This is a genomic window from Corynebacterium pelargi (assembly GCF_014635485.1).
Taxonomy (GTDB): Bacteria; Actinomycetota; Actinomycetes; order Mycobacteriales; family Mycobacteriaceae; genus Corynebacterium; species Corynebacterium pelargi.
The window spans coordinates 323,969-346,326 of the sequence record NZ_BMCX01000002.1 but is presented as its reverse complement, the minus strand read 5'-3'; the positions used below and the strand labels follow the sequence as shown (position 1 = coordinate 346,326).

Genomic DNA, 22,358 nt, shown 5'->3' with positions numbered 1-22,358 from the left:
TTGGCAAAATAACCCTCACTAGGAATTAGACGCAATTGCGCGGTGTGCGGTTCCCACCTGTTTTTAATCCAGGCTTCTTATTGCCCGGGTGGCGTTGGCGCGCTGGGCGAGTTCTTCAGCCGGCGGGTAGTCCACTTGCACCAGGCTAAGCCCTTTCGCTGGGGCAACCGGTACATTATTTGAACGGCTGCTTTGGCTCAGCAGCCGGCGAGTGAATTCATCCTCGCGGCGCCCCTCTCCCACCACGAGGCAGGCACCAACCAGGGATCGCACCATCGACCAGCAAAAGGCATCGGCCTGTACCCGCGCCTCGTAGAGCTGTGGCTCCTCTGGCGTGGAAATATCGTGCCAGCTAAAGGCCTGGAGCTCGCGGATGGTGGTGGCTCCCTCGCGGTGCTTACAAAAAGCGGCGAAGTCATGCAGGCCAATCAGCGCCTGTGCGGCATCATTCATGCGCTGCAGGTCCACCTGTTTCGGCCATGCGGCGGTATCAGCAGCTCTGGTGGGTAAGGCACCTCGCGGGTGGGTGGTGATGCGATAGCGATAGTGGCGGGCCAGGGCCGAAAAACGTGCGTCGAAACCCTCTGGGGCGAATGCACAGCGGTGGATGCGCACGTCTTCGGGCAACAGCCGGGCAAGCCTGCGCACCAGCCTCGATGGGTCGCCATCAATGCTTCGGGTATCGAGGGCGCTTGAGGGGACATCGAAGTGCGCCACTTGGCCGCTGGCGTGCACCCCGGCATCGGTTCTTCCTGCGACGCTGAGTGCGATAGGTTCACGCAGGATTAATTGGAGGGCGTCTTCGAGCACCCTTTGCACCGTTCTTAGGTCCTGGTTGCCTTGGCGTGCCCAGCCGTGAAAATTGCTGCCGTCGTAGGCAAGATCGATGCGGATTCTAGGCATGGGTGCTCGCAGAGGATGCCTTGGTACGGGAGAGCTTGATCAGCACGCTGGCAAACAACAGCATCCACACCGCACCGCTATCGACGGCGATGTGTTGGTAGAGGCCGTAGGAAGCTGGTGGCGGGCTGAACACGAAGAGCAGATAGCCGGCAACGGAGATTGCCAGGATGATCAGGGTGATAATCGCCTGGGTCTTGTTCAGCAGTGGTTGGCTGGGTTGTTTGAGCAAGGGCTGGTAGCGCAAGGAGATCACGGCATTACTTAGCATCACTACCCACAGCGCTGCGCAACCAATACCGAAGCAGAGGTGGTGGATGATCACGCTATCGCCTACATCCAACATGGCGTTGAGCACCAGGCAGATGCCCACGGTGGCGAGGCCAAAGGCGCTGATCAGCGCGCCGCGGTAGGGTGGCTTTTTCGAGGCTGCGCCCTTGTGGTCTACTCCAAGGCCGCGCAGGGCGGTGGCACTGAGCAAAAGCAGGATGCCGGCGAGTTGGAAGCCGATGATGTAGAAGATATGCCCTGGGCTGCACACCGCACGGGGCATGGTTGCATCGTAGAGCACCTCGCATTCGCGTGCGCCGAGGTCGCTGATGTACATGGTGTCTGGCAGGTAGGTGCCATCCCACATGAGCATGGCGATGAATTGTCCGAGCCAAAGTAATGCCACCGCCGGCAAGATGGCAAAACCTGCTACTGAGAGCTTGTTGTGGTGGTTTCGGAACAAGGCGCAATCCTTTTGATTCGGCTTTGAGGGGTGCAGTCTGGGTTGAGCATAACCCAAAAAAACGGGCCGAAGCATCACTGCTTCGACCCGTTGTGCTGAAAGAAAGAGTGTTTTAGTTCTCTTCTTCCTTAGCCTCGGTCTCGGTTGCTTCAGCCTCGGTGGCTTCTGCAGCGTTGTCCTCGGTGTTCTCCTCAGCCTTGGCTTCTTCGGCCTGCTTGGAAGCAGCGGCGCGAGCAGCACGGTTGGCCTCGTTGGAGACGGTCTCTTCGAGCACCAGGGAGATCTGGCTCATGGGAGCGTTGTCGCCCTTGCGGTTCTCGAGCTTGATGATGCGGGTGTAGCCACCCTCACGGCCCTCGAACTGGGGTGCAAGGTTGTCAAAGAGGTGCTTGACGATCTCTTTGTTGTTGACCAGCTTGAGCACGTTACGGCGGTCGGCGATGGTGCCGGACTTTGCCTTGGTGATCAGCTTCTCTGCGTAAGGACGCAGCATCTTAGCCTTGGCATCGGTGGTCTTGATGGCACCGTGCTCGAACAGTTGTGCCGCGAGGTTGGACAGAATGTGCTTCTGGTGGCTCGCGGAACCGCCGAGGCGGGCGCCCTTCTTAGGGGTAGGCATAGTGTTCTCCTCGTAAAACGGATGTTGTGAGCGCGTTGGGTCACCCAGGGTGACCCATGGGGGCTTTTACTCGGAATCTTCCGGGTCCGTGTCCACGTAATCGCCGGTGGCGGCGTCGTAGCCCTCAAGCTGAGTGGGGTCGAAATCCTCAGGGGTGTCCTTGAGGCTCAGGCCCAAACCGGCGAGCTTGATCTTGACCTCGTTGATCGACTTCTGACCGAAGTTGCGGATATCCAGCAGGTCCGATTCGGTGCACTCTGCGAGCTCACCAACGGTGTGGATGTCTTGGCGCTTCAGGCAGTTGTAGGAACGAACAGAGAAGTTCAGGTCCTCGATCGGGGTGCCGTAGGCAGCGATGTATTCGGTCTCCTGCGGGGAGGGGCCGATTTCGATGCCTTCTGCGGCGGTGTTGAGTTCGCGTGCCAAACCGAAGAGCTCAACCAGGGTCTTGCCTGCCGACGCCAGGGCGTCGCGGGGAGCCATGGAGTTCTTGGTTTCCACGTCGATGATCAACTTGTCAAAGTCGGTGCGCTGCTCAACACGAGTGGCCTCGACCTTGTAGCTCACCTTCAGTACCGGGGAGTAGATCTGATCCACGGGAATGCGGCCGATTTCGCTGGTACCGGAGTACAGCGTTGCCGGAACATAACCGCGACCACGCTCCACAATCATCTCGATCTCAAGGCTGCCCTGCTCATTGAGGGAAGCGATATGGAGATCGGGGTTGTGGATCTCAACACCTGCTGGAGGCTCGATGGTGCCTGCGGTGACTTCACCTGGGCCTTCGGCGCGCAGGTACATGACAACCGGCTCATCGGAGTCGGAGGACAGCACCAATCCCTTGATGTTCAAGATGATGTCGGAAACATCTTCCTTCACACCATTGATGGTGGTGAACTCATGCAGCACACCGTCGATCTTCACGCTGGTGACAGCAGCACCAGGGATAGAAGAAAGCAGGGTGCGGCGCAGCGAGTTGCCGAGGGTGTAGCCAAAGCCCGGCTCGAGCGGCTCAATGACGAACCGTGAACGAGCGGAATCAACATACTCTTCGGTGAGAGTAGGGCGTTGAGAAATGAGCATGAAGAGGACTCTCCTTGAGGTGACGACCGCTATTTGACGTCTGTGGACGGAAAGGAAAATTCGAGTGGCAGTAACCGCGTGGTGCAAAAGCACCACATGCTGCGATTACTTCGAGTAAAGCTCGACGATGAGCTGCTCTTGCAGCGGAACGTCGATCTGAGCGCGCTCGGGCAACTGGTGCACGAGGATGCGCAGGTTAGCCGGGACGACCTGCAGCCAAGCAGGAACGACGGCGTCGACCAGGTTCTCCTGAGCCTCTTCGAACCACAGCATCTTCTGCGACTTGTCGCGAACGTCGATGATGTCGTACTGGGAGACACGGAAGGAAGGAATGTTGACCTTCTTGCCGTTGACCAGGAAGTGGCCGTGAGACACGAGCTGACGTGCCTGACGACGGGTACGTGCAAGACCTGCACGGTAGATCACGTTGTCGAGGCGGGACTCGAGCAGAATCACCAGGTTGTCACCGGTCTTGCCGGGCAGGCGGTTAGCTTCTGCGTAGTAACGGCGGAACTGCTTTTCCAGAACGCCGTAGGTGAAACGAGCCTTCTGCTTCTCTTGAAGCTGCAGCAAGTACTCAGACTCTTTGATGCGAGCGCGGCCGGCCTGCCCCGGAGGGTAAGGACGACGCTCGAATGCCATGTCTCCGCCGACAAGGTCGACGCGGAGGCGGCGGGACTTACGGGTTGCTGGGCCGGTATAACGAGCCATAGTAAGTTACCTTTCCTTTCTTAAACGCGACGACGCTTCGGCGGACGGCAGCCATTGAAGGGCTGAGGGGTGACGTCGGTGATGGACGAAACCTCAAGGCCGGCAGCCTGCAGAGAACGGATAGCGGTTTCGCGGCCCGAGCCCGGACCCTTAACGAAAACGTCGACCTTCTTCATTCCGTGGTCCATTGCCTTGCGGGCAGCGTTCTCAGCAGCAAGCTGTGCAGCGAACGGGGTGGACTTGCGGGAGCCCTTGAAGCCAACGTGGCCGGAGGACGCCCAGGAGATCACAGCACCGTTGGGGTCCGTGATGGACACGATGGTGTTGTTGAAGGTGGACTTGATGTATGCGTGGCCCTGAGCCACGTTCTTCTTTACGACGCGACGGCCGGTACGGCGTGCGCCACTACGTGCTTTTGGAGGCATGAATTACTTCTTCTTTCCGGCGATCGTCTTCTTCGGGCCCTTGCGCGTGCGGGCGTTGGTCTTGGTGCGCTGACCGCGAACGGGCAGACCACGACGGTGGCGCAGACCCTGGTAGGAACCAATTTCGATCTTGCGACGAATATCGGCCTGTACCTGACGGCGGAGGTCACCCTCTACCTTCCAGGTTGCTTCGATAACGTCACGAAGAGCAGAGAGCTGCTCGTCGCTCAAGTTGTCGGTGCGCAGGTCCGGGGAGATGCCGGTCTCTTCAAGCAAGGTGGCGGCACGGGCGGGGCCGATGCCGTAGATGTAAGTGAGTGCAACCTCCATGCGCTTATTGCGCGGGAGGTCAACTCCAGCTAGACGTGCCATGTGGCAGTACCTTTCCGGTTGTTACGGTGGTTTTCTCCATACTCGTCCTCGTACATGGCACACGCTTTGCCCGGTCGGCGCCGGACGATGGGTGTACACGTCATACGGGGCTCCAGCCACCGTCGCTGGAGGTATCCATCACTCACGCTGCTATACAAGCGGCGTGGCTTGAGAGTATGAAGGCTGAAAGTTACTTATTTGTAGCGGTAAACGATGCGACCTCGGTTGAGGTCGTAGGGTGAAAGCTCCACTACAACGCGATCCTCGGGGAGGATGCGGATATAGTGCTGGCGCATCTTGCCACTGATATGAGCGAGCACCTTGTGCCCGTTGTCGAGCTCGACGCGGAACATTGCATTGGGCAAAGGCTCGATAATTCGACCCTCAACCTCGATTGCGCCTTCCTTAGCCATAGCCTCCACTTTCCTAAGACCCTGGCAACAAAACTGCTGCTCAGTAGCCTGAATGTTTGGAATGTTTACCTTGGCGTGGCACTGAAGTGCACACACCAACGTTCCACACTACACGCAAGCTGCGAAAATACCAAACGCTCCTGCCTCGACTCGGCGTGGCAGGAGCGAAATGTGATCTCGGTGTATTAGAAGACGTACACCAGATCGCCATTTTGAAGGGTATCGAAGTACTTCACGGAATCATCGTGGCGCAGGTGGATGCAGCCATGAGACATCACATTCGGATCACCCTCATGGAAGGCAATGCCGTTATTGGTGAAGTACACAGCATTCGGCATGGGCGCATTGTTGAACTCGCGAGAGACCTCGTCTTTGACCTTGCGGTTGACGATGTGGCGCCCGGTGGGGGTTTCATAGCCGGCACGGCCACTGGAGATCGGCACGGGACCATAGGTGATCTTGCCGTCTTCTTGCAGCCAGGATTCCTGCTTGGCCAGGTCGATGCAGGCATCAGCCTCTTTGGGGCAGGGGTTTTCTGCAGGCACTGGCTCTACTGGGCGAGGAGCCGGAGCAGGAACGGTGCGCTCTGCAATCAAACCGGGGAAGAAAGCCTCAACGGTGGAGTCGATGGCGATCAGGGCTTGCTCGCGAAGCTCAACCGGCAATGCCTCGGCCTGCTGGCGCAGCACCTCGCGCAATTGCCATGCCCCATCACGGGTCTGCTGCCCGAATTGCTGCAGGCTGTCGTTGATGCGCTGGTTGAGCTGTTCCGCCGGCTGGGTCACTGCGCCAGGCAGTTGGATGATCTGATCCAAGCTGGATGGCAGCTTCAGGGAGCCGAAATCCTGGGCGCTGGCGGGCTGCTGGGCAGCAACGAGAGCGACGGTGGCGGCAGTGGTGCCAACTACCGCAGTGGCTCGACGGCGCAGCGGGGACTTCTTAGCGTGGCGAGGCTTGTATGACATGGCAGCTACTATAAACCCTTCTTGAAGAAAATCGCGCATCCTCAAAGGAATGTCTCGCGTTGTTTCCGTCACCTAATTGTTGCGACTTTCTTGATTATATCGGAAAAGCGCCAGGTGACGTTACTCCCCTTATGCCCTCATGCTCTTTCGCGGGGTAAGAATACGGGGCCCTTGATCGGTGGCTGCCACGGTGTGTTCCCAGTGTGCTGCATAGGAATCGTCTTCTGTCACCACAGTCCACTCGTCTTCTAACACGAAAGAGTCCACGGAACCTAAGGTGAGCATCGGCTCGATGGCCAGCACCGAACCGGCCTGAATGATTGGCCCTTTGCCCGGCTTGCCTTCATTTTCTAAGTAAGGATCCTCGTGCATGGTGCGCCCGATGCCGTGGCCGCCGTAGCCATCCACAATGCCGAGCGCCACACCGAAGCGCTGTTCCGCCGCGCGCGTTGCCTGTTCAAGGGCGTTGGAGACGTCGCTAAGCCTATTGCCGGGAACCATCGCCTTGAGACCTTCATAGAGCACAAACTCCGTGGCCTTATTCAGCGCCTGCACGTCCTCGGCGATCTCGCCGATGCCGAAGCTTAAGGCCGAGTCCCCCACCCAGCCTTCAAAGGTGGCGCCGCAGTCGATGGACACAAGATCGCCTTCTTTAAGGATCTTGCGGCTATTTGGGATGCCGTGGACGATCTCCTCATTCACCGATGCGCACACGGAGGCCGGGAAACCTTGGTAGCCCAGGAAGGTTGGGGTGGCACCGTGGGAGCGGATGATCTCCTCGGCGATCTGGTCGAGGTCGAGTGTGCTCATCCCGGGAGCTGCGGCAGCGCGCACAGCATCCAAGGCCTCGCCTACGATGCGTCCGGCTGCCTCCATAGCGTCGAGTTCGCCTGGAGTTTTTGCGGGGATGGTTTTGCGTTTTCTTCTAAAAGCCATGGGCTTCCTCTTTAAGTTGTGGAGCAATGGAAAACACCGGGGCAGCGTAGCCACACCCGGTGTTGAAGTTTTTTGGCCTTAGCTCTTGAGAGCCTCGAGCGTGCGAGCGTTGATCTCTTCCACGCTGCCTTCGGCGGTGATGTTGATGATCTGCTCACCGTAGTAGTCAATCAAGGGAGCAGTTTCAGAGCGGTACACCTCAAGGCGGGTGCGGATGGTGTCTTCATTGTCGTCGGCGCGGCCACGACCCAGCATGCGCTCAACCACCACGTCCTCGGACACCTGGAAGTTGATCACACCGTCGAGCTTGGTGCCGAACTCTTCAAGGAAACCGTTGAGGATATCGGCCTGTTCCACGGTGCGTGGGAAGCCGTCGAGCAGGAAGCCATTGCTGGCGTCCTCTTCTTGCAAACGAGCCTTCACCATGCGGGCGGTGACGTCGGTAGGCACAAGCTTGCCGGCGTCGATGTACTCCTGAGCCTCTTTGCCCAGGTCGGTGCCTTCGCCGATGTTTGCGCGGAAGAGATCACCGGTGGAGATGTGGGGGATGCCAAGCTTTTCGCTCAGGATCACCGCTTGAGTGCCTTTACCAGCACCGGGAGGGCCAAGGAGTACCAGACGCATTATTTCAACAATCCTTCGTAGTTACTTTGCAGAAGTTGCGATTCGATCTGCTTCACGGTGGTCAATGCCACGGACACCATAATCAGGATGGCCGTACCACCGAATGGCGTTGCACCGGTGGCTCCGCCGCCGCTCACACCTAAATCTAGCGCGATGTTTGGCAGCACCGCGATAAAGCCCAAGTAGAGCGCGCCCACGAAAAGCAGACGATTCATCACATATCCAAGGTACTCGGCTGTGGGGCGACCGGGGCGAATTCCGGGGATAAAGCCACCATATTTCTTCATATTCTCCGCCTGCTCATTCGGGTCATACTGCACCGAAACGTAGAAGTAGGAGAAGAAGATAATCAGCACGAAGTACATCACGATGTACTGCCAGGAGCTGGGCTGTTGGAGGTGAGCGATCACATTGCGCTGCCACCAGCTATCCGAAACCTCGGTGCTGCCGGAGTGGATGATCTGCGTGATCAGCACCGGCATGTAGATCAGGGAGGAGGCGAAGATCACGGGGATCACGCCGGCCTGGTTCACCTTCAGCGGCAGGTACGTCGAGGAACCACCGTATTGGCGTCGACCAACCATGCGCTTGGCGTATTGCACCGGGATGCGGCGCTGGCCCTGCTCCACGAAGACCACGCCGATCACCAGCAGGATCACGGCGGCCAGCACCACGCCAAACACCACGCCACCGGAGCTGCTGAGGATATTGGCACCATCGGAAGGCAGACGCGTCGCAATACCGGCGAAAATCAGCAGGGACATACCGTTGCCCACGCCGCGCTCGGTGATGATCTCACCGAGCCACATCACCAGGATGGCACCGGCGGTCATGGTGGTTACAAGCACCACCAAGGTCCACACCGAGGCGTCATCGACGAGCACCTGCACACCTGCGCCAAGGAGCTGCTGGCGATCCGCCAAGGCGACGATGCCGGCGGACTGCAAGAGCGCGAGTGCCAAGGTGAGGTAACGGGTGTACTGGTCCATCTTGGCCTGACCCGACTGCCCCTCCTTTTTGAGTTCCTCAAACTTAGGAATCACAACGGTAAGCAACTGCACGATGATCGACGCGGTGATATAAGGCATCACGCCGATAGCGAAGATGGACAGTTGCAGCAGCGCACCGCCGGAGAAGAGATTGATCAGCGAATAAACGCTTGAGGAGTCGGCGGTGAGGTCACGCAGCCTTCCACTGATGCTTGCGTAGTCCACGCCGGGGGAAGGGATCTGGGCACCAATTCGGTACAGCACAATTAGGGCAATGCTGATCAGAATCTTCTTGCGCAGATCCGCGTCCCGGAATGCCTGAGTAATGGCGGACACTTAGCCTCCTGGGCTCTGCGTTGGCGCCCTAAAGGGTTTGGCGCAGAGTTCACGTGGTTGATTTCGGGCCAGGCGCTGGGCAGCTCCAACACCGCCTCGGTATTGATCTGCCAGCACTTGGGGTCTTCACAGTCTTAGACGCAGTCACTCTACCACCCACGTTGTCTTGCTCATAGCAGTACACCTGCGCACAGCCATCGAGATCACCTAGAAAGAAGTAATGTGATCGGCAACGTCGAAAAGCTTTTTGCGTTATACACCCCACTTCACTCGGATCGTTTGGCACGTACCTGCCAATGAAGATAAGGAGCGCCACATGGCATCCGTAAGGTTTGAACAAGCTACGCGCATCTACCCCGGCGCGAGTACGGCCTCAGTGGATCACATCTCACTGGAAATCCACGACGGCGAGTTTCTCGTGCTCGTAGGCCCTTCCGGCTGTGGTAAGTCCACCACCCTGCGCATGCTCGCCGGATTAGAAGAGGTCAATGAGGGCCGGATTTTCATCGGCGATCGTGACGTAAGCAATGTGGCGCCAAAAGACCGCGACATCGCCATGGTGTTTCAAAATTACGCCCTGTATCCACACATGAGCGTGCGCGAAAATATGGGATTCGCGCTCAAAATGGATGGGCGCTCCAAAGAAGAAATCAACCAAAGAGTCGAAGAAGCCGCCCGCATGCTCGACCTCAGCGAGCTGCTCGACCGCAAACCCAAGGCCCTTTCAGGTGGCCAACGCCAGCGCGTGGCAATGGGGCGTGCAATCGTGCGCGAACCCCAGGTCTTTCTCATGGACGAGCCTTTGTCCAACCTCGATGCCAAGCTGCGTGTGCAAACCCGAACCCAAATCGCCTCGCTGCAGAAAAAACTCGGCGTGACCACCGTGTATGTCACACACGACCAAACCGAGGCGCTGACGATGGGCGACCGGATCGCGGTGCTCGAATCTGGGGTGCTTCAGCAAGTGGGCACACCGCGTGAGCTCTATGAACTCCCAGCAAATGCCTTTGTCGCTGGCTTTATTGGCTCACCGGCAATGAACCTGCACACCTTCCAGGTAGAAGGCGATCAGGCCGTGCTCGGCCAGGCCCGGCTGCAGTTAAGCCCCGCGACGCTTCACGCCCTGGAAGAAGAAGGAAGCAACGCGATCACGTTGGGCTTTAGACCCGAGGCGCTCGAACTTCTCAGCGCCCCAGCTCCCGGCCATCTGCCGCTGGAGATCACCCTGGTAGAAGAGCTTGGCTCGGATACCTATCTCTATGGCGCTCTCCAGGGTGCAGCCGGGCGCCACGCTGAGCCCTCGAACAATGAGGCCGCAGACCTGGGCAATCAGGTGGTTATCCGCACCACTCCGGGCACAAGCCCCGCGGTGGGAAGCACCGTGTTTGCACGCGTCGTCCCTGGTGGTTTGCATTGCTTTTCGACGTCCAGCGGGGCTCGTTTGCCGCAGTAGTGGCAGAGGTGTGGCTGCGGTGAGTGCCGCGGTGAGTGCCGCGGTGAGCGCTTAAGATACAGCCTTATGGCACAAGATCTTTCAAGCACCTATGAGTGGGTGACTCGCCTTGCCCAAGCATTCGATATTGATGTCGAGGCTGCCCGTGCAGTGGTTCCGGCTTTGCTGGATCTCACTCGCGATATTGCCCACCAACAGGCCAGGCCGGCTGCACCATTGAGCGCTTTCTTAGTGGGGTTGGCTGCCAAGGATGCCAGCGTGGAAGAAATTGAAGCGCTGATCGAGAAAGCCAGGGAGCTGCTCTAAGCCCCTGCCGTACCGGTGCGAGCCTGAGGCTATCCCCATGGGTGTGCTGGGGTAGCTAGAATCGGCAACTATGAGCCAGCACACTCCCACCCCCGTGAACGCAGAGCAGAACACCTTTGATGCACCGAAGGTGTCAAAGCGAAAGACCAAGGCCGCCGGCGTTCCGGGTGTGCTGCATGCAATGCAACATGCAGTGCCGAATAGGGCACTATTGCCGTTGCTGACGATGAATAAAGACGGCGGCATCGACTGCCCCGGTTGCGCTTGGCCAGAACCTGCGCAAAGCGACCTGAACGTGGTGGAGTTTTGCGAAAACGGCGCCAAGGCCGTAGCCGAGGAGACAACACCCCATCGCGCAACGCCTGAATTTTTTGCCAAGTACTCAATTAGCGATCTGCGCGAGAAAACCGATCACTGGCTGGGCAAACAGGGCCGTTTAACCACCCCCATGCTCTATGACCGCGACACTGGGGACGAACACTATCGCCCGATTTCCTGGGACCAGGCCTATGAGCTCATCGCTGAGCAATTGCACAGCATTCGTCCGGAAGAGGCCATCTTCTACACCTCCGGGCGCGCCTCGAATGAGGCTGCCTATCTCTTTGGCCTGCTAGCTCGCAGGCTCGGCACCAATAACCTGCCCGATTGCGGCAATCTTTGCCATGAATCCACCGGCTCTGCCTTGGGCCAAACCCTAGGCCTTGGTAAGGGCTCGGTGGTGATGTCGGATTTCTATAACACCGACCTGATTATCTCTGTGGGGCAAAACCCCGGCACCAACCACCCGCGTTCGCTCACAGCGTTGAAAAAGTGCAAGGACAACGGCGGCAAGATCGTTGCCATTAATCCCCTGCCCGAGGCTGGGTTGATTAGCTTTATGGAGCCTCAATCCGTCAAGGGTGCGCTCGGTGTTGCCGAGAAACTCGCCGATGAGTACGTGCAAGTGCGCCTCGATGGCGACCGCGCCTTCTTCCAGGCCTTAAATAAAGAACTGATCCGACGCGACGCAATCGACCATGATTTCTTAAACACCTTCTGCTCTGGTGTGGAAGAGACGATCAAGCATCTGCAATCCCTCGATGATGTTGAGCTGGAGCGCGGCTCCGGTGTGCTCAAGCGTCAGGTCAATCGCGTGGCGGACATGGTGGAGGCCGCCGAGACGGTGGTGCTGAGTTGGACCTTGGGCGTTACCCAGCACAAAAACGCCGTCTATACCTTGCGCGAGATGGTCAATTTCTTGTTGCTCACCGGCAATATTGGCAAGCCCGGCGCCGGTGCTGCTCCCTTGCGTGGGCACTCGAATGTGCAGGGTAACCGCACGGTGGGTATCTGGGAGAAGATGCCCGATCATTTCCTGCAGGCATTAGAAGATCGCTTCGGCTTCAATGTCCCCCGCGAACATGGTCTTGACTCGGTGGATTCGATGCGGGCGATGCGCGATGGGAAGACCAAGTTCTTTATGTCGCTTGGCGGCAACTTCGTGCGCATCTCCCCTGATACCACGGTGATTGAACAGGCCATGAGTTCCCAGGAGCTCACGGTGCACCTTTCCACCAAGCCCAATGGTTCTCACGCCTACCCGGGGCGACGCTCGTTGATCCTTCCGGTTAAGGCGCGCACGGATAAAGACGTGCAAGCCTCTGGCCCGCAGAAGATCACGGTGGAGGATTCCTTCTCCTCTGTGCACGCCTCTATTGGTAAGCGCACCGCCAACAAGGACCTGGACCTGCAATCCGAGGTCGAGATTATTGCCAAGACGGGCATTGCCACCTTTGGCGATGATTTTTGGCAGCCGATGATCGACGATTATTCGGTGATCCGCGATCATATCGAGGCCACCATCAACGGCTTCGAGCGCTATAACGAGCGCATTAATATCCCCGGTGGCTTCTTCTTGCCCAACGGCCCGCGTGAGCGCATCTTCAACACTTCCGACGGGAAAGCGCAGCTCACGGTGAATGAAACCAACGTGATTGATCTACCGCACGGCGCCTTCTTGTTGTCCACGGTGCGTTCGCACGATCAGTACAACTCCACTATTTATGGCCTCGATGATCGCTATCGCGGTATCTCCAATGGCCGCCGCGTGGTGTTTGTCAGCCCCGAGGATTGTCGTGAGCGAAAGCTTCACCATGGCGATTTGGTCAATATCGTCTCTGAGTATGACGGTGTTCGTCGTATAGCTCCCAACTTCCGCATCGTGGAGTATCAGACGGCCAAGGATTGCGTCACCGCCTACTTCCCCGAGGCCAATGCCGTGATCCCGCTTTCAGAATCCGCCGAGCACTCCAATACCCCGATTTCCAAGTCGGTGGTGGTGCGCCTCGAACCCGTGGGGATCACCGCCGAAGAAGCCGAGAAACAAGGACTCGTACTCGAGGAGCAGCAGCAGTAGTGGGTAGGCTCTCACGCAATATCGCCGTTAGCAAGATTTCGCTTGTCGACGATCCCCCTCACCACGAACGCCGCGCCGATTCCATTGCCGTGGAAGAACCCCTTGAGGTGCGCATCGGGGGCCAAGTTGTAGCAAGCACCATGCGCACACCGGGGCACGACATTGAGTGGCTTCATGGCTACCTCTTTTCCGAAGGCCTCATCCGCAGCGCTTCGGATGTTGCCGAGGCCCGCTACTGCGCCGGCGCCACCGCAGATGGGGTTAATACCTATAACGTGCTGGAGGTGGACTTGCGCCCAGGCGTGCGTGCCCCTGGCCTTGAGCACATCCGGCTTAGCCCCGGCACTTCTGCCTGCGGTGTGTGCGGTTCAAGCTCGATGGACGCGGTACTGCGTCGCGTGCCCACCAAGCTTTCCCCTCCTCGTCTGCGCGCCGAGCAGATCGCGGCCATGCCGCAGATGCTGCGCAAGCAACAGAAGCTTTTTCGACGCACCGGCGGCGTGCATGCAGCAGGCATCTTTAATGCTCAGGGCGAACTCGAACTTCTACGCGAGGACGTCGGGCGCCATAACGCAGCCGATAAGGCCATTGGCGCCTTGCTCTTAGACGATGCGCTGCCCGCCAACGACAAGGTCTTGGTGATGAGCTCTCGCGCTTCCTTCGAGCTGGTGCAAAAGGCCGCGTTAGCTGGCATTCCGGCGCTTGTGGCCGTCTCTGCTGCCACTTCTTTGGCCGTGGATTTAGCTCGCGCCACCGGCATGGTCTTGGCCGGATTTGTGCGCGATGATCGGCTCAACCTATATGCAGGCGAGCTTGAGTATTAGCACCTTGAAAACCAACGAGGCCGGGCTTTCTCAGCCCGGCCTCGTACTTTTTTGCGTTTAGGCTTCTGCTGGCCTGAAGAATTCGAGCACACGGATCACGCCAAAGACGATGAGTACGGATGCGAAAACATAGGACAGCACAATCGCAGAGAACAGCGGATTAAACATCACGGCCACGCCGAGTACGAGCACCAAGGTGCCGGAGATGAGCAAGGTGGCTTTGAGCGAGCGCGGGCCTACAACCCCAGCGGCGATGCGGCCAGCACCAATGAAGATCAGCCAGAATCCCACCAGGTAGGGCACGATGGTTGCCTGCGCCATGGCGGAATTGCCAAGTAGGCCGATGCCAATGATCAGCGTCAGCACGGCTAAGGCGAGGTCCCATCCGCTTCTGAAGGCTTTGGGGCGTTGGAAGTAGTCGACGATGGCGATGATGGCATCGACTAAGACGATGAAGGTGAAGATCCAGCCCAGGGTGGCCATATTCCATACCGGGTTGGCAAAGACCAACATGCCGGCAATGATGAATAACACGCCCACGAGCAGCGCCATCCAGTTCTTTGCTGTGATCATTGATGCTCCTGAAAATTCTTGCTTTTTAGCGTTTCTGACGTTTTCAATCTACGCCAAGACATACCTTCTACGCTGTGCTAATGCTCTCTTTTTTAAGGTCTTGTGGGAGCAAGGCTGCAAGCTCTTGAGCTATTGAGGGTGCTGCAGCACAAAGGAGCGCGGGCTGATCGCCAAACGTGTCTAAGGTTGGCACCGTGCACACTGCTCCAGCTTCTGCGGCGATGAGGCTTCCGGCAGCAAAATCCCAAGGATTCAGGCCGTGTTCGTAGTAGGCGTCTACGCTGCCTTCTGCTACTCGGCATAGGTCGAGTGCAGCCGAGCCGAAGCGCCGTATATCTCGTACCTGCCCAAGCAAGTGTGCAAGCAACTCGCCTTGAGTGTCTCTGCGGCTTGAGACGTAGCTAAAGCCCGTAGCAACGAGCGTGCTAGCGAGGGACTTTGGCTGCGAGCAGCTTACACGCTGCCATTGGCCGTGGCTGAAACGCCAAGCGCCTTCGTCTCGCACGGCAAGGTAGGTGGTATCGGCGGGGACGTCACAGACCACGCCTACTTCGATGGCTCCTGCTACTTCCAGGGCAATGGATACGGCATAGGCCTGGGAATCGTAGAGGAAGTTCACGGTGCCGTCGATGGGGTCGACGATCCAGCGTCGGTTGCCGCTATGGCTGCCACCGGCTTGGGATTCCTCGCCCAAAATGGCCACTTCGGGTTCGTATTCACGCAGGCAGGTGGCGATGAGCTGCTCGGATTCTTTATCTACTACCGTGACTGGGTCAACGCTAGAGCTTTTGTGCTCTACGCCGAGGGCTTCGAGATTGTATTCGGCTCTTCTCGCGCGAATGAGCTTGGCTGCAGCTTGGGCTGCGTCGAAGGCGAGTGTTGCATCGGGATGCGTGCTTGGGATCATGGCGTGTTGCTGTGTCCTTTCCGTCTTATCTTGCATCCACGCTAATCGCTTGGCTCTTGCTTGCCTGTTTGGGCATAGCAAAACCCCGCTGAGCTGCTGCTCAGCGGGGTGCCTGCTTGCAAGTATTACTTGGAAGCGGTGATCGAGCCACCAGCGGCTTCGATCTTTTCCTGTGCGGACTTGGAGAACTTCTCCACGGTCACATTGACCTTGGCGGAGATTTCGCCGTTACCCAGCACCTTGACGGGCTGGTTCTTGCGCACGAGACCCTTAGCAACGAGGTCTGCAACGGTGACGTCGCCACCGTTTTCGAAGTGCTTCTGCAGGTCTGCAACGTTGACTACCTGGTAGTAGACCTTGTTGCGAGCCTTGAAGCCCTTCAACTTGGGCAGACGCATGTGCAGCGGCATCTGGCCACCCTCGAAAGCAGCCGAAACTTGCTTACGAGCCTTGGTGCCCTTGGTACCGCGACCAGCGGTCTTACCCTTGGAGGCTTCACCGCGACCAACGCGGGTCTTGGCCTTGTTAGCGCCCGGTGCGGGGCGCAGGTCGTGGAGCTTGATTGGTTCGCTCATGTTTTACTCCCCTGCCACTTCTTCTACCTCAACCATGTGGCGCACGATATGAATCATGCCACGCACGGCTGCGGAATCTTCGCGGACTACGGAGTGGTTGATGCGCTTGAGGCCGAGAGCAGTCATGTTCTTACGCTGCTTCGGGTTTGCGCCAACCAGTCCCTTCTTCTGGGTGATCTTCAGGGCCATGGTGTTACGCCTCCTGTCCTGCGCGCTGGCGCAGCATACGAGCCGGAGCCACTTCCTCTAAGGTCTTACCGCGGCGAGCGGCAACCTCTTCGGGGCGAGCGAGCTGCTTCAGGCCAGCAACGGTGGCGTGCACCACGTTGATGGCGTTGTCGGAGCCCAGCGACTTGCAGAGGATGTCCTGTACGCCTGCGCACTCAAGCACGGGGCGGGCAGCACCGCCGGCGATCACACCGGTACCAGGTGCAGCGGGGCGCATCATCACAACACCGGCAGCGGCTTCGCCCTGCACGGGGTGGGTGATGGTGCCGGCAATCATGGGCACGCGGAAGAAGTTCTTACGTGCTTCTTCTGCACCCTTTTGGATTGCCGCAGGAACTTCCTTGGCCTTACCGTAGCCAACGCCGACCATGCCCTTACCGTCGCCAACGATCACGAGGGCGGTGAAGCTGAAGCGACGACCACCCTTCACAACCTTGGACACACGGTTGATGGTCACGACGCGCTCGATGTACTGCGAGCGCTCGTCCTGCTGGTTACGACGGTCGTCGCGGCGGCCGCCGCGGCGCTCGTTGCGGTTGTCGTTGTTGTTGTCGGCGGAGCGTCCGCCGTCACGCCGTTCACGTCCCGGCATTACGCGATCCTTCCGTTGATGTTCTTGGTGAAAGCGGTCATTAGAACTTCAGACCACCTTCGCGAGCAGCCTCGGCCAGCGCAGCAACGCGGCCGTGGTACTTGTAACCTGCGCGGTCAAAGACGACCTTTTCAATGCCAGCGGCCTTAGCGCGCTCAGCAATGAGCTGGCCAACCTTGGCGCCCTTGGCCTTCTTGTCGCCTTCGATGCCACGAACATCGGCTTCCATGGTGGAAGCGGCAGCAAGGGTGTGGCCCTTGGTGTCGTCGATGACCTGGACATGCATGTGGCGAGAAGAGCGGTGGACGACGAGGCGAGGAGCCTCGGCAGTGCCACGCAGGTTCTTGCGGATGCGTTCGTGACGGCGTACGCGAGCCTGGCGACGGCGGGTGGAAATGTCCTTGCCAACCGGCAGGCGCTTGCCGTTGTTGTTCTCGTTGTTGCTCATCTTTTACTTACCCGTCTTTCCGACCTTGCGACGGATCTGCTCGCCTTCGTAGCGAATACCCTTGCCCTTGTAAGGATCGTCCTTACGCAGACGGCGGATGTTGGCGGCGATCTGTCCAACCTTTTGCTTGTCGATACCGGAAACGGACAGCTTGGTGTTGCCGTCCACAGCGAATGTGATGCCTTCCGGAGCCTTGATCAGAACCGGGTGGGAGTAACCCAAGGAGAACTCGAGGTCCTGGCCCTTTTGCTGCACACGGTAACCAACACCGAAGATTTCCATCTTGATGGTGTAGCCCTCGGTCACGCCAACAACGATGTTGTTCACGAGCGAACGGGAAAGACCGTGCAGCGAGCGGTTCTTGCGGTGATCATCCGGACGGTTGACCACGATCTGGCCGTCTTCAACAGCAACAGAGATCGGAGCCGGTACGTCAACGTTGAGGGTGCCCTTAGGGCCTTTTACCTCTACGTGCTGGCCGTCAATCTTGACGTCCACACCGGACGGGATAGCGATAGGTGCCTTACCTACACGTGACATGTTTTAGTCCCCCTTCTCTTACCAGACGTAGGCGAGGACTTCCCCGCCCACCTTCTTCTCGTGAGCCTGGCGATCGGTGAGCAGACCCTGGGAGGTGGAGATGATAGCCACGCCCAGGCCGCCGAGCACCTTCGGCAGGTTGGTGGACTTTGCGTACACGCGCAGACCCGGCTTGGACACGCGACGCAGGCCCTGGATGGAGCCTTCGCGGTTCGGGCCGTACTTCAGGTTCAGGGTGAGGGTCTTGCCAACCTTGGCATCCTCAACCTGGTAGTCAGCGATGTAGCCTTCCTGCTTCAAGATCTCGGCAATGTTTGCCTTGAGCTTGGAAGAAGGCATCGACACGGCGTCGTGATGCGCGTGGTTAGCGTTGCGCACGCGCGACAGCATGTCGGCAATAGGATCGGTCATGGTCATAAGAAGTGACCTTGCGCCTTTCTCGTTGCGGTTCCTCTACCCACCTGAAACGTCACCGTGCGTTCTTGGGCCACTCATCGCTCTTATAGCTCAGTAGCTATAAGCGCTCGCTGCCACTTCCTCGCACGGCCGCAAAAGGCGGGAGGCCTACAACAAAGTAGGTGTTTTACGTTTACAAATTGGACTCCTCGAAAAAGTCCAAAGTGCAACACTACGGTATAGACAAGCGCTTTTGCAAGCCTTTTTTCTGCCCCGCTATTTTCACCTCCAGCTCGCAACCTCCGAGCATGAGGTTTATGCTCTTAAAGGTCAATGTCCCCAACAACATACGAAGGAGTTGCATATGGGCATCATGGATAAGGCAAAGGACTTCCTCAACAACGAGGAGAACACCGATAAGGCCCTCGACAAGGCTGCTGACGTTGCAAAGCAGAAGCTTGGCGAGGACAAGGCAGACAAGATCGACAAGGCACGCGACGCCGCCGACAAGAAGCTCGGCAGCGAATAAGCAGCGCAGCCAAATGCCCGCCCACGTGATGTGGGCGGGCATTTTTCGTCGACAAGCTCCTGCTTAAGCGCTCGCAGCATCACCCTGGTTGGTGACCAGGCTCAAAGGCGAGCGATTGCCGCGAACTGATACCAAGGAGAATCGAGCCCGCGAAGGCAAGTAGCGATCATCGGAAGCCTCGATCGGCACGCCCTCACGGGTGAAGGCCCGACGGTACATACGAAGCAGTGGCGCGCCTGGTTCAACACCGAGCAATTCCGCGTCTTCCTGGGGAGCCGCAATCGCGTCGATGGCTCGGCTGGCGTGATGGATATCCACGCCGCAATCGATGATGCGCTGATAAATGGACCCAGAATCAGGGTCAAAGTTCAATACATGTTGGCCAACCCACAGCGGATAGGTCAGACGCTCGAGCATCGCAGGCGTACCGTCCATGGTTCTTAAACGCAAAAGGGAGACAATGGGTTCGCCTTCGGCAATTTCTAGCGCATCAGCCATGGGCTTATCGGCAGGCTTGCGTATCATCCACTGGGTTTTTTGGCCTGGCTGCACGCCACTTTCCAAACACCACTGCGTAAAAGAAATCACTGAATCGAAAGGTTGGGAGCGGATATTCTCCAGCACCACCGATCGTCGGCCGCGGCCAGAAGAAATCAAGCCCTCGTTGCGCAGGGTGCTCATCGCCTGACGTACCGGCCCGCGAGAAGAGGAGAATTGTTCACATAACTCCGCCTCGGAAGGCAAAGGATCGCCCGGGTGTAAGGCGCCAGAGGTGATCTCTTTACGCAGGAAATTTGCAATCAATTCATGCTGTTGGAATGCCACAACCACGTCCTGCATCTCTAAGGCCCGCCCTACTTCAACCCGGTGTGGGCACAAGTGGGAACGCTAGGGGCGATCTGTATCAATGTCTTGTCACTTTCATGTCGCATGCTCCGCAAGGAGGCTAGGCGCCATGATGTAGTGATCAGAATACCCCACATGTGGTGAGCACCTTGGGCGTTTTCTCGGCTGAAACGTGGGCGGAAATACCGCCTTATCTGCATCAATGCCGCGATGTAGCCATGAGGTAAAGCAAGTGAATTCTAGCCAAACTTATATAGACAACCATGGATCTTGGGCGGGCATGGCGAGCATAATAAAGGCCATGCAACAAGATCAGCAGCACACAGCACAGCCTTTCGACCTTATCGTCGTAGGAGCCGGAATCATTGGCCTTGCCACCGCCTATCGAGCCTTAGAACAAGGCCTGAAGGTGATGGTAATTGAAAGAAATTCCCGTCCAGTTGGGGCCTCAATTCAAAACTTCGGCCACGCGTGTTTTACCGGACAGGCCGATGAACTCCAGGCCATGGTGGCGAAATCCCGAGAAGGTTGGGCTAGCGCCTCGAAGGATGCAGGCTTTTGGGCAGCCCAGCCGGGCACCCTGATTCCGGCCACCAGCGAAGTGGAAATGAGCGTGCTCGAAGAGTTCGCAGATCACCGCGGGGTTGAGCAGGTAACGCTGTTGAGCCCAGGTGAGGTTGAGCAGCGGCTCGGACACAACCACCTCAAGCCCGTCGGCGGCGCGCTACTTCCTTTGGATATGCGAGTAAACCCCCGGGAAGCTGCACCAAAGCTTGCGCAGTGGCTCGAAGCTCAGGGCGTGATTTTCCAGTGGAATACCACGTTGCGATCCACCGCCGATGGCGTGGTGGATACCAGCCGTGGCCAGTGGGAAGCACAGCGCGTGGTGGTGTGCCCTGGCGTAAACCTCTCCTACCTCATGCCCGAGATTGCACAAGCTGAGCAGGTGCGCTCCTGCACCCTCAGCATGGCGCTGGTGGAACGCCCCGAGCACATCGCCTCTGATTTTTGCATGCTCAGCGGCACCTCCTTGGCCCGCTACGACGGCTTTAGCGCCATGGCTTCGGTTCCAGAGCTTCGCCGCGAACTTCAACAGCGCGAACCCGAATTGGTGGAGTGCATTGCAAACCTCATGGTCACCGCCATTCCTGAAGGCTTGCTCGTCGGCGATTCTCATGACTATCACGACAGTCCAACGCCCTTTATCGAAGAAAGCATTGCCACGCTGCTGCAAAACAAGGCTGCGGCCTATCTTGGCGTAAAGGGTCTTCGGGTGAAGCAGCGCTGGCAGGGCACCTATGCCGATTCCCCTGCCACCAATTTGGTGATTCACCGACCAGACCAAAAAACCCTGGTCGCGGTGGTGGCTTCCGGCATTGGCATGACCCTATCCTTCGGCCTTGCGGCGCATATCTTGAGCGAGTGCTAGCAAGAAGTATGTACAGGTTGCCTTGAACCTTCGCCAGCTTCAGGTGGTGAAATACTGTGACTAACAGCGCATTTTCACACCCTGAAGCTGAAGGCTGGTTATCGCGAAGGTTAATAGAAGCTATCCAAGATGAACTCTTCGTAATTGTATAGATATTTGGCGCGCGGTGGTTCACAATCATCAGTGAAGGCGGGGACACAAACCTCATCCCCCTGCCAGCACCACGACGATCCCGAGAGGATATCTCCCCCATGACCACTCTTCCTCGGTCCACCAAACGCGCTACCACCGCCGCCATTGCAGGCATCGCTGCTCTCAGTCTCACAGCAGGGCTGAGCGCATGTAGCTCCGATGGTTCCGACTCAGAAAAGTCCGTCACCTTCGCCGCAGTCCCCGCAGAATCTTCCCAAACCCTCGAATCCACCTACTCCAACTTGGCCAAGCTCATTGAGCAAGAAGCCGGCGTGAAGGTGAACTTCCAAAACGCTGCCGACTACGCCGCAGTGATTGAAGGCCAACGCGCAGGGCAAATCGATATCGCCTCCTATGGGCCTTTCTCCTATGTGATTGCCAAGGACTCCGGTGTGGATATCGACCCCATTGCGGCTCCCACCAACAACAAGGACGACGCCCCCGCCTACCGCTCCATCGCCTACGTCAAGCAGGGCTCTGCCATCAAGGATCTCAAAGACGTCAAGGGCAAGAAGGTGTGCTTTGTCGACGCAGCCTCTACCTCCGGATACCTCGTCCCCTCCGAGGGTCTGCTCAGCGTTGGCATTGATCCCAAAAATGATGTGGAAGCAGTCATGGCTGGCGGGCACGATGCCTCCCTGCTCGGGCTCGACTCCGAGCAATGCGAAGTGGCCTTCGCCCACGATTCCATGCTGACCACCTTGGAAAAGTCCGGCCAGATCAAACCTGATGCAGTCAAAGAGATCTGGACTTCCAACCCCATTCCCGAAGACCCCATCGTGCTCAACACCTCGACCCTCGACCCGGCATTGGTAGACAAGATCCGCGAGGTCATCCAAACCAAAGCCAATAAACCGGAATTGGTCAAGGCCGGCATCTGCAGTTCAGAGCAAGACTGCGTGCTGCCAGAAGAGATCGAATATGGATACTTGCCGGTTACTGATGCCGATTACAACTCCATCCGCAAGATCTGCGAAGTCACCGAAGCAGACGCCTGCAAAAACGTTGGCTAGCTCAAA

General features: G+C 58.0%; 28 protein-coding genes. 7 read left to right on the top strand and 21 right to left on the bottom strand.

Annotation, left to right across the window (positions count from 1 at the left end):
* Nucleotides 1–63: 63 nt before the first annotated feature.
* The 12 genes from truA to secY form a co-directional block, all read right to left on the bottom strand.
* On the bottom strand, nucleotides 64–903 hold the full coding sequence (truA, locus tag IEU99_RS05380) for a tRNA pseudouridine(38-40) synthase TruA (RefSeq protein ID WP_128890425.1): 840 nt from the start codon (nucleotides 901–903) through the stop codon (nucleotides 64–66).
* On the bottom strand, nucleotides 896–1,633 hold the full coding sequence (locus IEU99_RS05375; RefSeq protein ID WP_128890426.1) for a DUF998 domain-containing protein: 738 nt from the start codon (nucleotides 1,631–1,633) through the stop codon (nucleotides 896–898). Before IEU99_RS05375 ends, truA begins: the two co-directional genes overlap by 8 nt.
* Nucleotides 1,634–1,745: 112 nt before the next feature.
* Nucleotides 1,746–2,252, bottom strand: a complete 507-nt coding sequence (gene rplQ, locus IEU99_RS05370) for a 50S ribosomal protein L17 (RefSeq protein ID WP_128890427.1) — start codon at nucleotides 2,250–2,252, stop codon at nucleotides 1,746–1,748.
* Nucleotides 2,253–2,318: 66 nt separating this feature from the next.
* A complete protein-coding gene (locus IEU99_RS05365; RefSeq protein ID WP_128890428.1) occupies nucleotides 2,319–3,335 on the bottom strand; it encodes a DNA-directed RNA polymerase subunit alpha in 1,017 nt (338 codons plus the stop codon).
* 105 nt (nucleotides 3,336–3,440) lie between these two features.
* Complete coding sequence (gene rpsD, locus IEU99_RS05360) at nucleotides 3,441–4,046, bottom strand: 30S ribosomal protein S4 (RefSeq protein ID WP_128890429.1); 606 nt, start codon at nucleotides 4,044–4,046, stop codon at nucleotides 3,441–3,443.
* A 20-nt stretch (nucleotides 4,047–4,066) separates the two neighbouring features.
* Nucleotides 4,067–4,471 carry a 30S ribosomal protein S11 gene (rpsK, locus tag IEU99_RS05355; protein ID WP_123960828.1) on the bottom strand — a complete coding sequence of 135 codons (405 nt, stop codon included), beginning with the start codon at nucleotides 4,469–4,471 and terminating at the stop codon, nucleotides 4,067–4,069.
* A gap of 3 nt (nucleotides 4,472–4,474) precedes the next feature.
* Entirely contained in the window at nucleotides 4,475–4,843 is a 369-nt protein-coding gene (gene rpsM / locus IEU99_RS05350; RefSeq protein WP_123960829.1) for a 30S ribosomal protein S13, read from the bottom strand.
* 194 nt (nucleotides 4,844–5,037) lie between these two features.
* Nucleotides 5,038–5,256, bottom strand: coding sequence for a translation initiation factor IF-1 (infA, locus tag IEU99_RS05345; RefSeq protein WP_013241245.1), 219 nt, complete (start codon nucleotides 5,254–5,256; stop codon nucleotides 5,038–5,040).
* 185 nt (nucleotides 5,257–5,441) lie between these two features.
* Nucleotides 5,442–6,221 carry a L,D-transpeptidase gene (locus IEU99_RS05340; RefSeq protein WP_128890430.1) on the bottom strand — a complete coding sequence of 260 codons (780 nt, stop codon included), beginning with the start codon at nucleotides 6,219–6,221 and terminating at the stop codon, nucleotides 5,442–5,444.
* 129 nt (nucleotides 6,222–6,350) lie between these two features.
* A complete protein-coding gene (gene map / locus IEU99_RS05335) occupies nucleotides 6,351–7,157 on the bottom strand; it encodes a type I methionyl aminopeptidase (RefSeq protein WP_128890431.1) in 807 nt (268 codons plus the stop codon).
* Between the two features lie 78 nt (nucleotides 7,158–7,235).
* Nucleotides 7,236–7,781 carry an adenylate kinase gene (locus tag IEU99_RS05330; RefSeq protein ID WP_128890432.1) on the bottom strand — a complete coding sequence of 182 codons (546 nt, stop codon included), beginning with the start codon at nucleotides 7,779–7,781 and terminating at the stop codon, nucleotides 7,236–7,238.
* The gene (gene secY, locus IEU99_RS05325) at nucleotides 7,781–9,106 is read right to left on the bottom strand and encodes a preprotein translocase subunit SecY (RefSeq protein ID WP_128890433.1); all 1,326 of its coding nucleotides are present in this window, start codon (nucleotides 9,104–9,106) and stop codon (nucleotides 7,781–7,783) included. The genes IEU99_RS05330 and secY overlap by 1 nt, the downstream gene beginning before the upstream one ends.
* Nucleotides 9,107–9,422: 316 nt before the next feature.
* Here secY and IEU99_RS05320 point away from each other — a divergent pair, with 316 nt between their 5' ends.
* The 4 genes from IEU99_RS05320 to fdhD all read left to right on the top strand — a co-directional run bounded on the left by IEU99_RS05320 (nucleotide 9,423) and on the right by fdhD (nucleotide 14,084).
* The gene (locus IEU99_RS05320) at nucleotides 9,423–10,559 is read left to right on the top strand and encodes an ABC transporter ATP-binding protein (protein ID WP_128890434.1); all 1,137 of its coding nucleotides are present in this window, start codon (nucleotides 9,423–9,425) and stop codon (nucleotides 10,557–10,559) included.
* 66 nt (nucleotides 10,560–10,625) lie between these two features.
* On the top strand, nucleotides 10,626–10,865 hold the full coding sequence (locus IEU99_RS05315) for a DUF6457 domain-containing protein (protein WP_188358289.1): 240 nt from the start codon (nucleotides 10,626–10,628) through the stop codon (nucleotides 10,863–10,865).
* A 70-nt stretch (nucleotides 10,866–10,935) separates the two neighbouring features.
* Complete coding sequence (locus IEU99_RS05310) at nucleotides 10,936–13,260, top strand: FdhF/YdeP family oxidoreductase (RefSeq protein ID WP_128890435.1); 2,325 nt, start codon at nucleotides 10,936–10,938, stop codon at nucleotides 13,258–13,260.
* Nucleotides 13,260–14,084, top strand: a complete 825-nt coding sequence (gene fdhD, locus IEU99_RS05305) for a formate dehydrogenase accessory sulfurtransferase FdhD (RefSeq protein WP_128890436.1) — start codon at nucleotides 13,260–13,262, stop codon at nucleotides 14,082–14,084. The genes IEU99_RS05310 and fdhD overlap by 1 nt, the downstream gene beginning before the upstream one ends.
* 57 nt (nucleotides 14,085–14,141) lie before the next feature.
* Here fdhD and IEU99_RS05300 read toward each other — a convergent pair whose 3' ends face one another.
* The 8 genes from IEU99_RS05300 to rpsH form a co-directional block, all read right to left on the bottom strand.
* Entirely contained in the window at nucleotides 14,142–14,657 is a 516-nt protein-coding gene (locus tag IEU99_RS05300) for an HdeD family acid-resistance protein (RefSeq protein ID WP_128890437.1), read from the bottom strand.
* A 67-nt stretch (nucleotides 14,658–14,724) separates the two neighbouring features.
* Entirely contained in the window at nucleotides 14,725–15,564 is an 840-nt protein-coding gene (locus IEU99_RS05295) for an inositol monophosphatase family protein (protein WP_164931189.1), read from the bottom strand.
* A 125-nt stretch (nucleotides 15,565–15,689) separates the two neighbouring features.
* Complete coding sequence (gene rplO / locus IEU99_RS05290; protein WP_128890439.1) at nucleotides 15,690–16,139, bottom strand: 50S ribosomal protein L15; 450 nt, start codon at nucleotides 16,137–16,139, stop codon at nucleotides 15,690–15,692.
* Between the two features lie 3 nt (nucleotides 16,140–16,142).
* On the bottom strand, nucleotides 16,143–16,328 hold the full coding sequence (gene rpmD / locus IEU99_RS05285) for a 50S ribosomal protein L30 (protein ID WP_123960841.1): 186 nt from the start codon (nucleotides 16,326–16,328) through the stop codon (nucleotides 16,143–16,145).
* A 4-nt stretch (nucleotides 16,329–16,332) separates the two neighbouring features.
* The gene (gene rpsE, locus IEU99_RS05280) at nucleotides 16,333–16,959 is read right to left on the bottom strand and encodes a 30S ribosomal protein S5 (protein ID WP_123960842.1); all 627 of its coding nucleotides are present in this window, start codon (nucleotides 16,957–16,959) and stop codon (nucleotides 16,333–16,335) included.
* 40 nt (nucleotides 16,960–16,999) lie between these two features.
* Nucleotides 17,000–17,407 (bottom strand): 50S ribosomal protein L18, encoded by a 408-nt coding sequence (gene rplR, locus IEU99_RS05275; protein ID WP_128890440.1) that lies wholly within the window; start codon nucleotides 17,405–17,407, stop codon nucleotides 17,000–17,002.
* Between the two features lie 3 nt (nucleotides 17,408–17,410).
* Nucleotides 17,411–17,947 carry a 50S ribosomal protein L6 gene (rplF, locus tag IEU99_RS05270; RefSeq protein WP_128890441.1) on the bottom strand — a complete coding sequence of 179 codons (537 nt, stop codon included), beginning with the start codon at nucleotides 17,945–17,947 and terminating at the stop codon, nucleotides 17,411–17,413.
* Between the two features lie 18 nt (nucleotides 17,948–17,965).
* A complete protein-coding gene (rpsH, locus tag IEU99_RS05265) occupies nucleotides 17,966–18,364 on the bottom strand; it encodes a 30S ribosomal protein S8 (RefSeq protein ID WP_128890442.1) in 399 nt (132 codons plus the stop codon).
* Between the two features lie 343 nt (nucleotides 18,365–18,707).
* Here rpsH and IEU99_RS05260 point away from each other — a divergent pair, with 343 nt between their 5' ends.
* Nucleotides 18,708–18,872 carry an antitoxin gene (locus tag IEU99_RS05260; RefSeq protein WP_128890443.1) on the top strand — a complete coding sequence of 55 codons (165 nt, stop codon included), beginning with the start codon at nucleotides 18,708–18,710 and terminating at the stop codon, nucleotides 18,870–18,872.
* Between the two features lie 63 nt (nucleotides 18,873–18,935).
* Here IEU99_RS05260 and IEU99_RS05255 read toward each other — a convergent pair whose 3' ends face one another.
* Complete coding sequence (locus IEU99_RS05255) at nucleotides 18,936–19,712, bottom strand: GntR family transcriptional regulator (protein WP_128890444.1); 777 nt, start codon at nucleotides 19,710–19,712, stop codon at nucleotides 18,936–18,938.
* Between the two features lie 307 nt (nucleotides 19,713–20,019).
* Here IEU99_RS05255 and IEU99_RS05250 point away from each other — a divergent pair, with 307 nt between their 5' ends.
* Both IEU99_RS05250 and IEU99_RS05245 read left to right on the top strand, forming a co-directional pair.
* Nucleotides 20,020–21,147 carry a TIGR03364 family FAD-dependent oxidoreductase gene (locus IEU99_RS05250; protein ID WP_128890445.1) on the top strand — a complete coding sequence of 376 codons (1,128 nt, stop codon included), beginning with the start codon at nucleotides 20,020–20,022 and terminating at the stop codon, nucleotides 21,145–21,147.
* A 251-nt stretch (nucleotides 21,148–21,398) separates the two neighbouring features.
* Nucleotides 21,399–22,352: a phosphate/phosphite/phosphonate ABC transporter substrate-binding protein gene (locus IEU99_RS05245; protein ID WP_128890446.1), complete on the top strand. Its 954-nt coding sequence runs from the start codon at nucleotides 21,399–21,401 to the stop codon at nucleotides 22,350–22,352.
* Nucleotides 22,353–22,358: the final 6 nt, after the last annotated feature.

Bases quoted from the DNA above. Each gene is read 5' to 3' on its own strand.
- rplF (WP_128890441.1), bottom strand. From the start codon at position 17,947: ATGTCACGTGTAGGTAAGGCACCTATCGCTATCCCGTCCGGTGTGGAC.
- rpsK (WP_123960828.1), bottom strand. From the start codon at position 4,471: ATGCCTCCAAAAGCACGTAGTGGCGCACGCCGTACCGGCCGTCGCGTC.
- IEU99_RS05300 (WP_128890437.1), bottom strand. From the start codon at position 14,657: ATGATCACAGCAAAGAACTGGATGGCGCTGCTCGTGGGCGTGTTATTC.
- IEU99_RS05250 (WP_128890445.1), top strand. From the start codon at position 20,020: ATGCAACAAGATCAGCAGCACACAGCACAGCCTTTCGACCTTATCGTC.
- rpsM (WP_123960829.1), bottom strand. From the start codon at position 4,843: ATGGCACGTCTAGCTGGAGTTGACCTCCCGCGCAATAAGCGCATGGAG.
- rpmD (WP_123960841.1), bottom strand. From the start codon at position 16,328: ATGGCCCTGAAGATCACCCAGAAGAAGGGACTGGTTGGCGCAAACCCG.
- rplR (WP_128890440.1), bottom strand. From the start codon at position 17,407: ATGAGCAACAACGAGAACAACAACGGCAAGCGCCTGCCGGTTGGCAAG.
- infA (WP_013241245.1), bottom strand. From the start codon at position 5,256: ATGGCTAAGGAAGGCGCAATCGAGGTTGAGGGTCGAATTATCGAGCCT.
- IEU99_RS05320 (WP_128890434.1), top strand. From the start codon at position 9,423: ATGGCATCCGTAAGGTTTGAACAAGCTACGCGCATCTACCCCGGCGCG.
- IEU99_RS05315 (WP_188358289.1), top strand. From the start codon at position 10,626: ATGGCACAAGATCTTTCAAGCACCTATGAGTGGGTGACTCGCCTTGCC.
- IEU99_RS05255 (WP_128890444.1), bottom strand. From the start codon at position 19,712: ATGCAGGACGTGGTTGTGGCATTCCAACAGCATGAATTGATTGCAAAT.
- rpsE (WP_123960842.1), bottom strand. From the start codon at position 16,959: ATGCCGGGACGTGAACGGCGTGACGGCGGACGCTCCGCCGACAACAAC.
- rplO (WP_128890439.1), bottom strand. From the start codon at position 16,139: ATGAGCGAACCAATCAAGCTCCACGACCTGCGCCCCGCACCGGGCGCT.
- IEU99_RS05340 (WP_128890430.1), bottom strand. From the start codon at position 6,221: ATGTCATACAAGCCTCGCCACGCTAAGAAGTCCCCGCTGCGCCGTCGA.
- rplQ (WP_128890427.1), bottom strand. From the start codon at position 2,252: ATGCCTACCCCTAAGAAGGGCGCCCGCCTCGGCGGTTCCGCGAGCCAC.
- IEU99_RS05260 (WP_128890443.1), top strand. From the start codon at position 18,708: ATGGGCATCATGGATAAGGCAAAGGACTTCCTCAACAACGAGGAGAAC.
- rpsD (WP_128890429.1), bottom strand. From the start codon at position 4,046: ATGGCTCGTTATACCGGCCCAGCAACCCGTAAGTCCCGCCGCCTCCGC.
- IEU99_RS05365 (WP_128890428.1), bottom strand. From the start codon at position 3,335: ATGCTCATTTCTCAACGCCCTACTCTCACCGAAGAGTATGTTGATTCC.
- IEU99_RS05245 (WP_128890446.1), top strand. From the start codon at position 21,399: ATGACCACTCTTCCTCGGTCCACCAAACGCGCTACCACCGCCGCCATT.
- truA (WP_128890425.1), bottom strand. From the start codon at position 903: ATGCCTAGAATCCGCATCGATCTTGCCTACGACGGCAGCAATTTTCAC.
- map (WP_128890431.1), bottom strand. From the start codon at position 7,157: ATGGCTTTTAGAAGAAAACGCAAAACCATCCCCGCAAAAACTCCAGGC.
- IEU99_RS05310 (WP_128890435.1), top strand. From the start codon at position 10,936: ATGAGCCAGCACACTCCCACCCCCGTGAACGCAGAGCAGAACACCTTT.
- IEU99_RS05295 (WP_164931189.1), bottom strand. From the start codon at position 15,564: ATGATCCCAAGCACGCATCCCGATGCAACACTCGCCTTCGACGCAGCC.
- rpsH (WP_128890442.1), bottom strand. From the start codon at position 18,364: ATGACCATGACCGATCCTATTGCCGACATGCTGTCGCGCGTGCGCAAC.
- IEU99_RS05330 (WP_128890432.1), bottom strand. From the start codon at position 7,781: ATGCGTCTGGTACTCCTTGGCCCTCCCGGTGCTGGTAAAGGCACTCAA.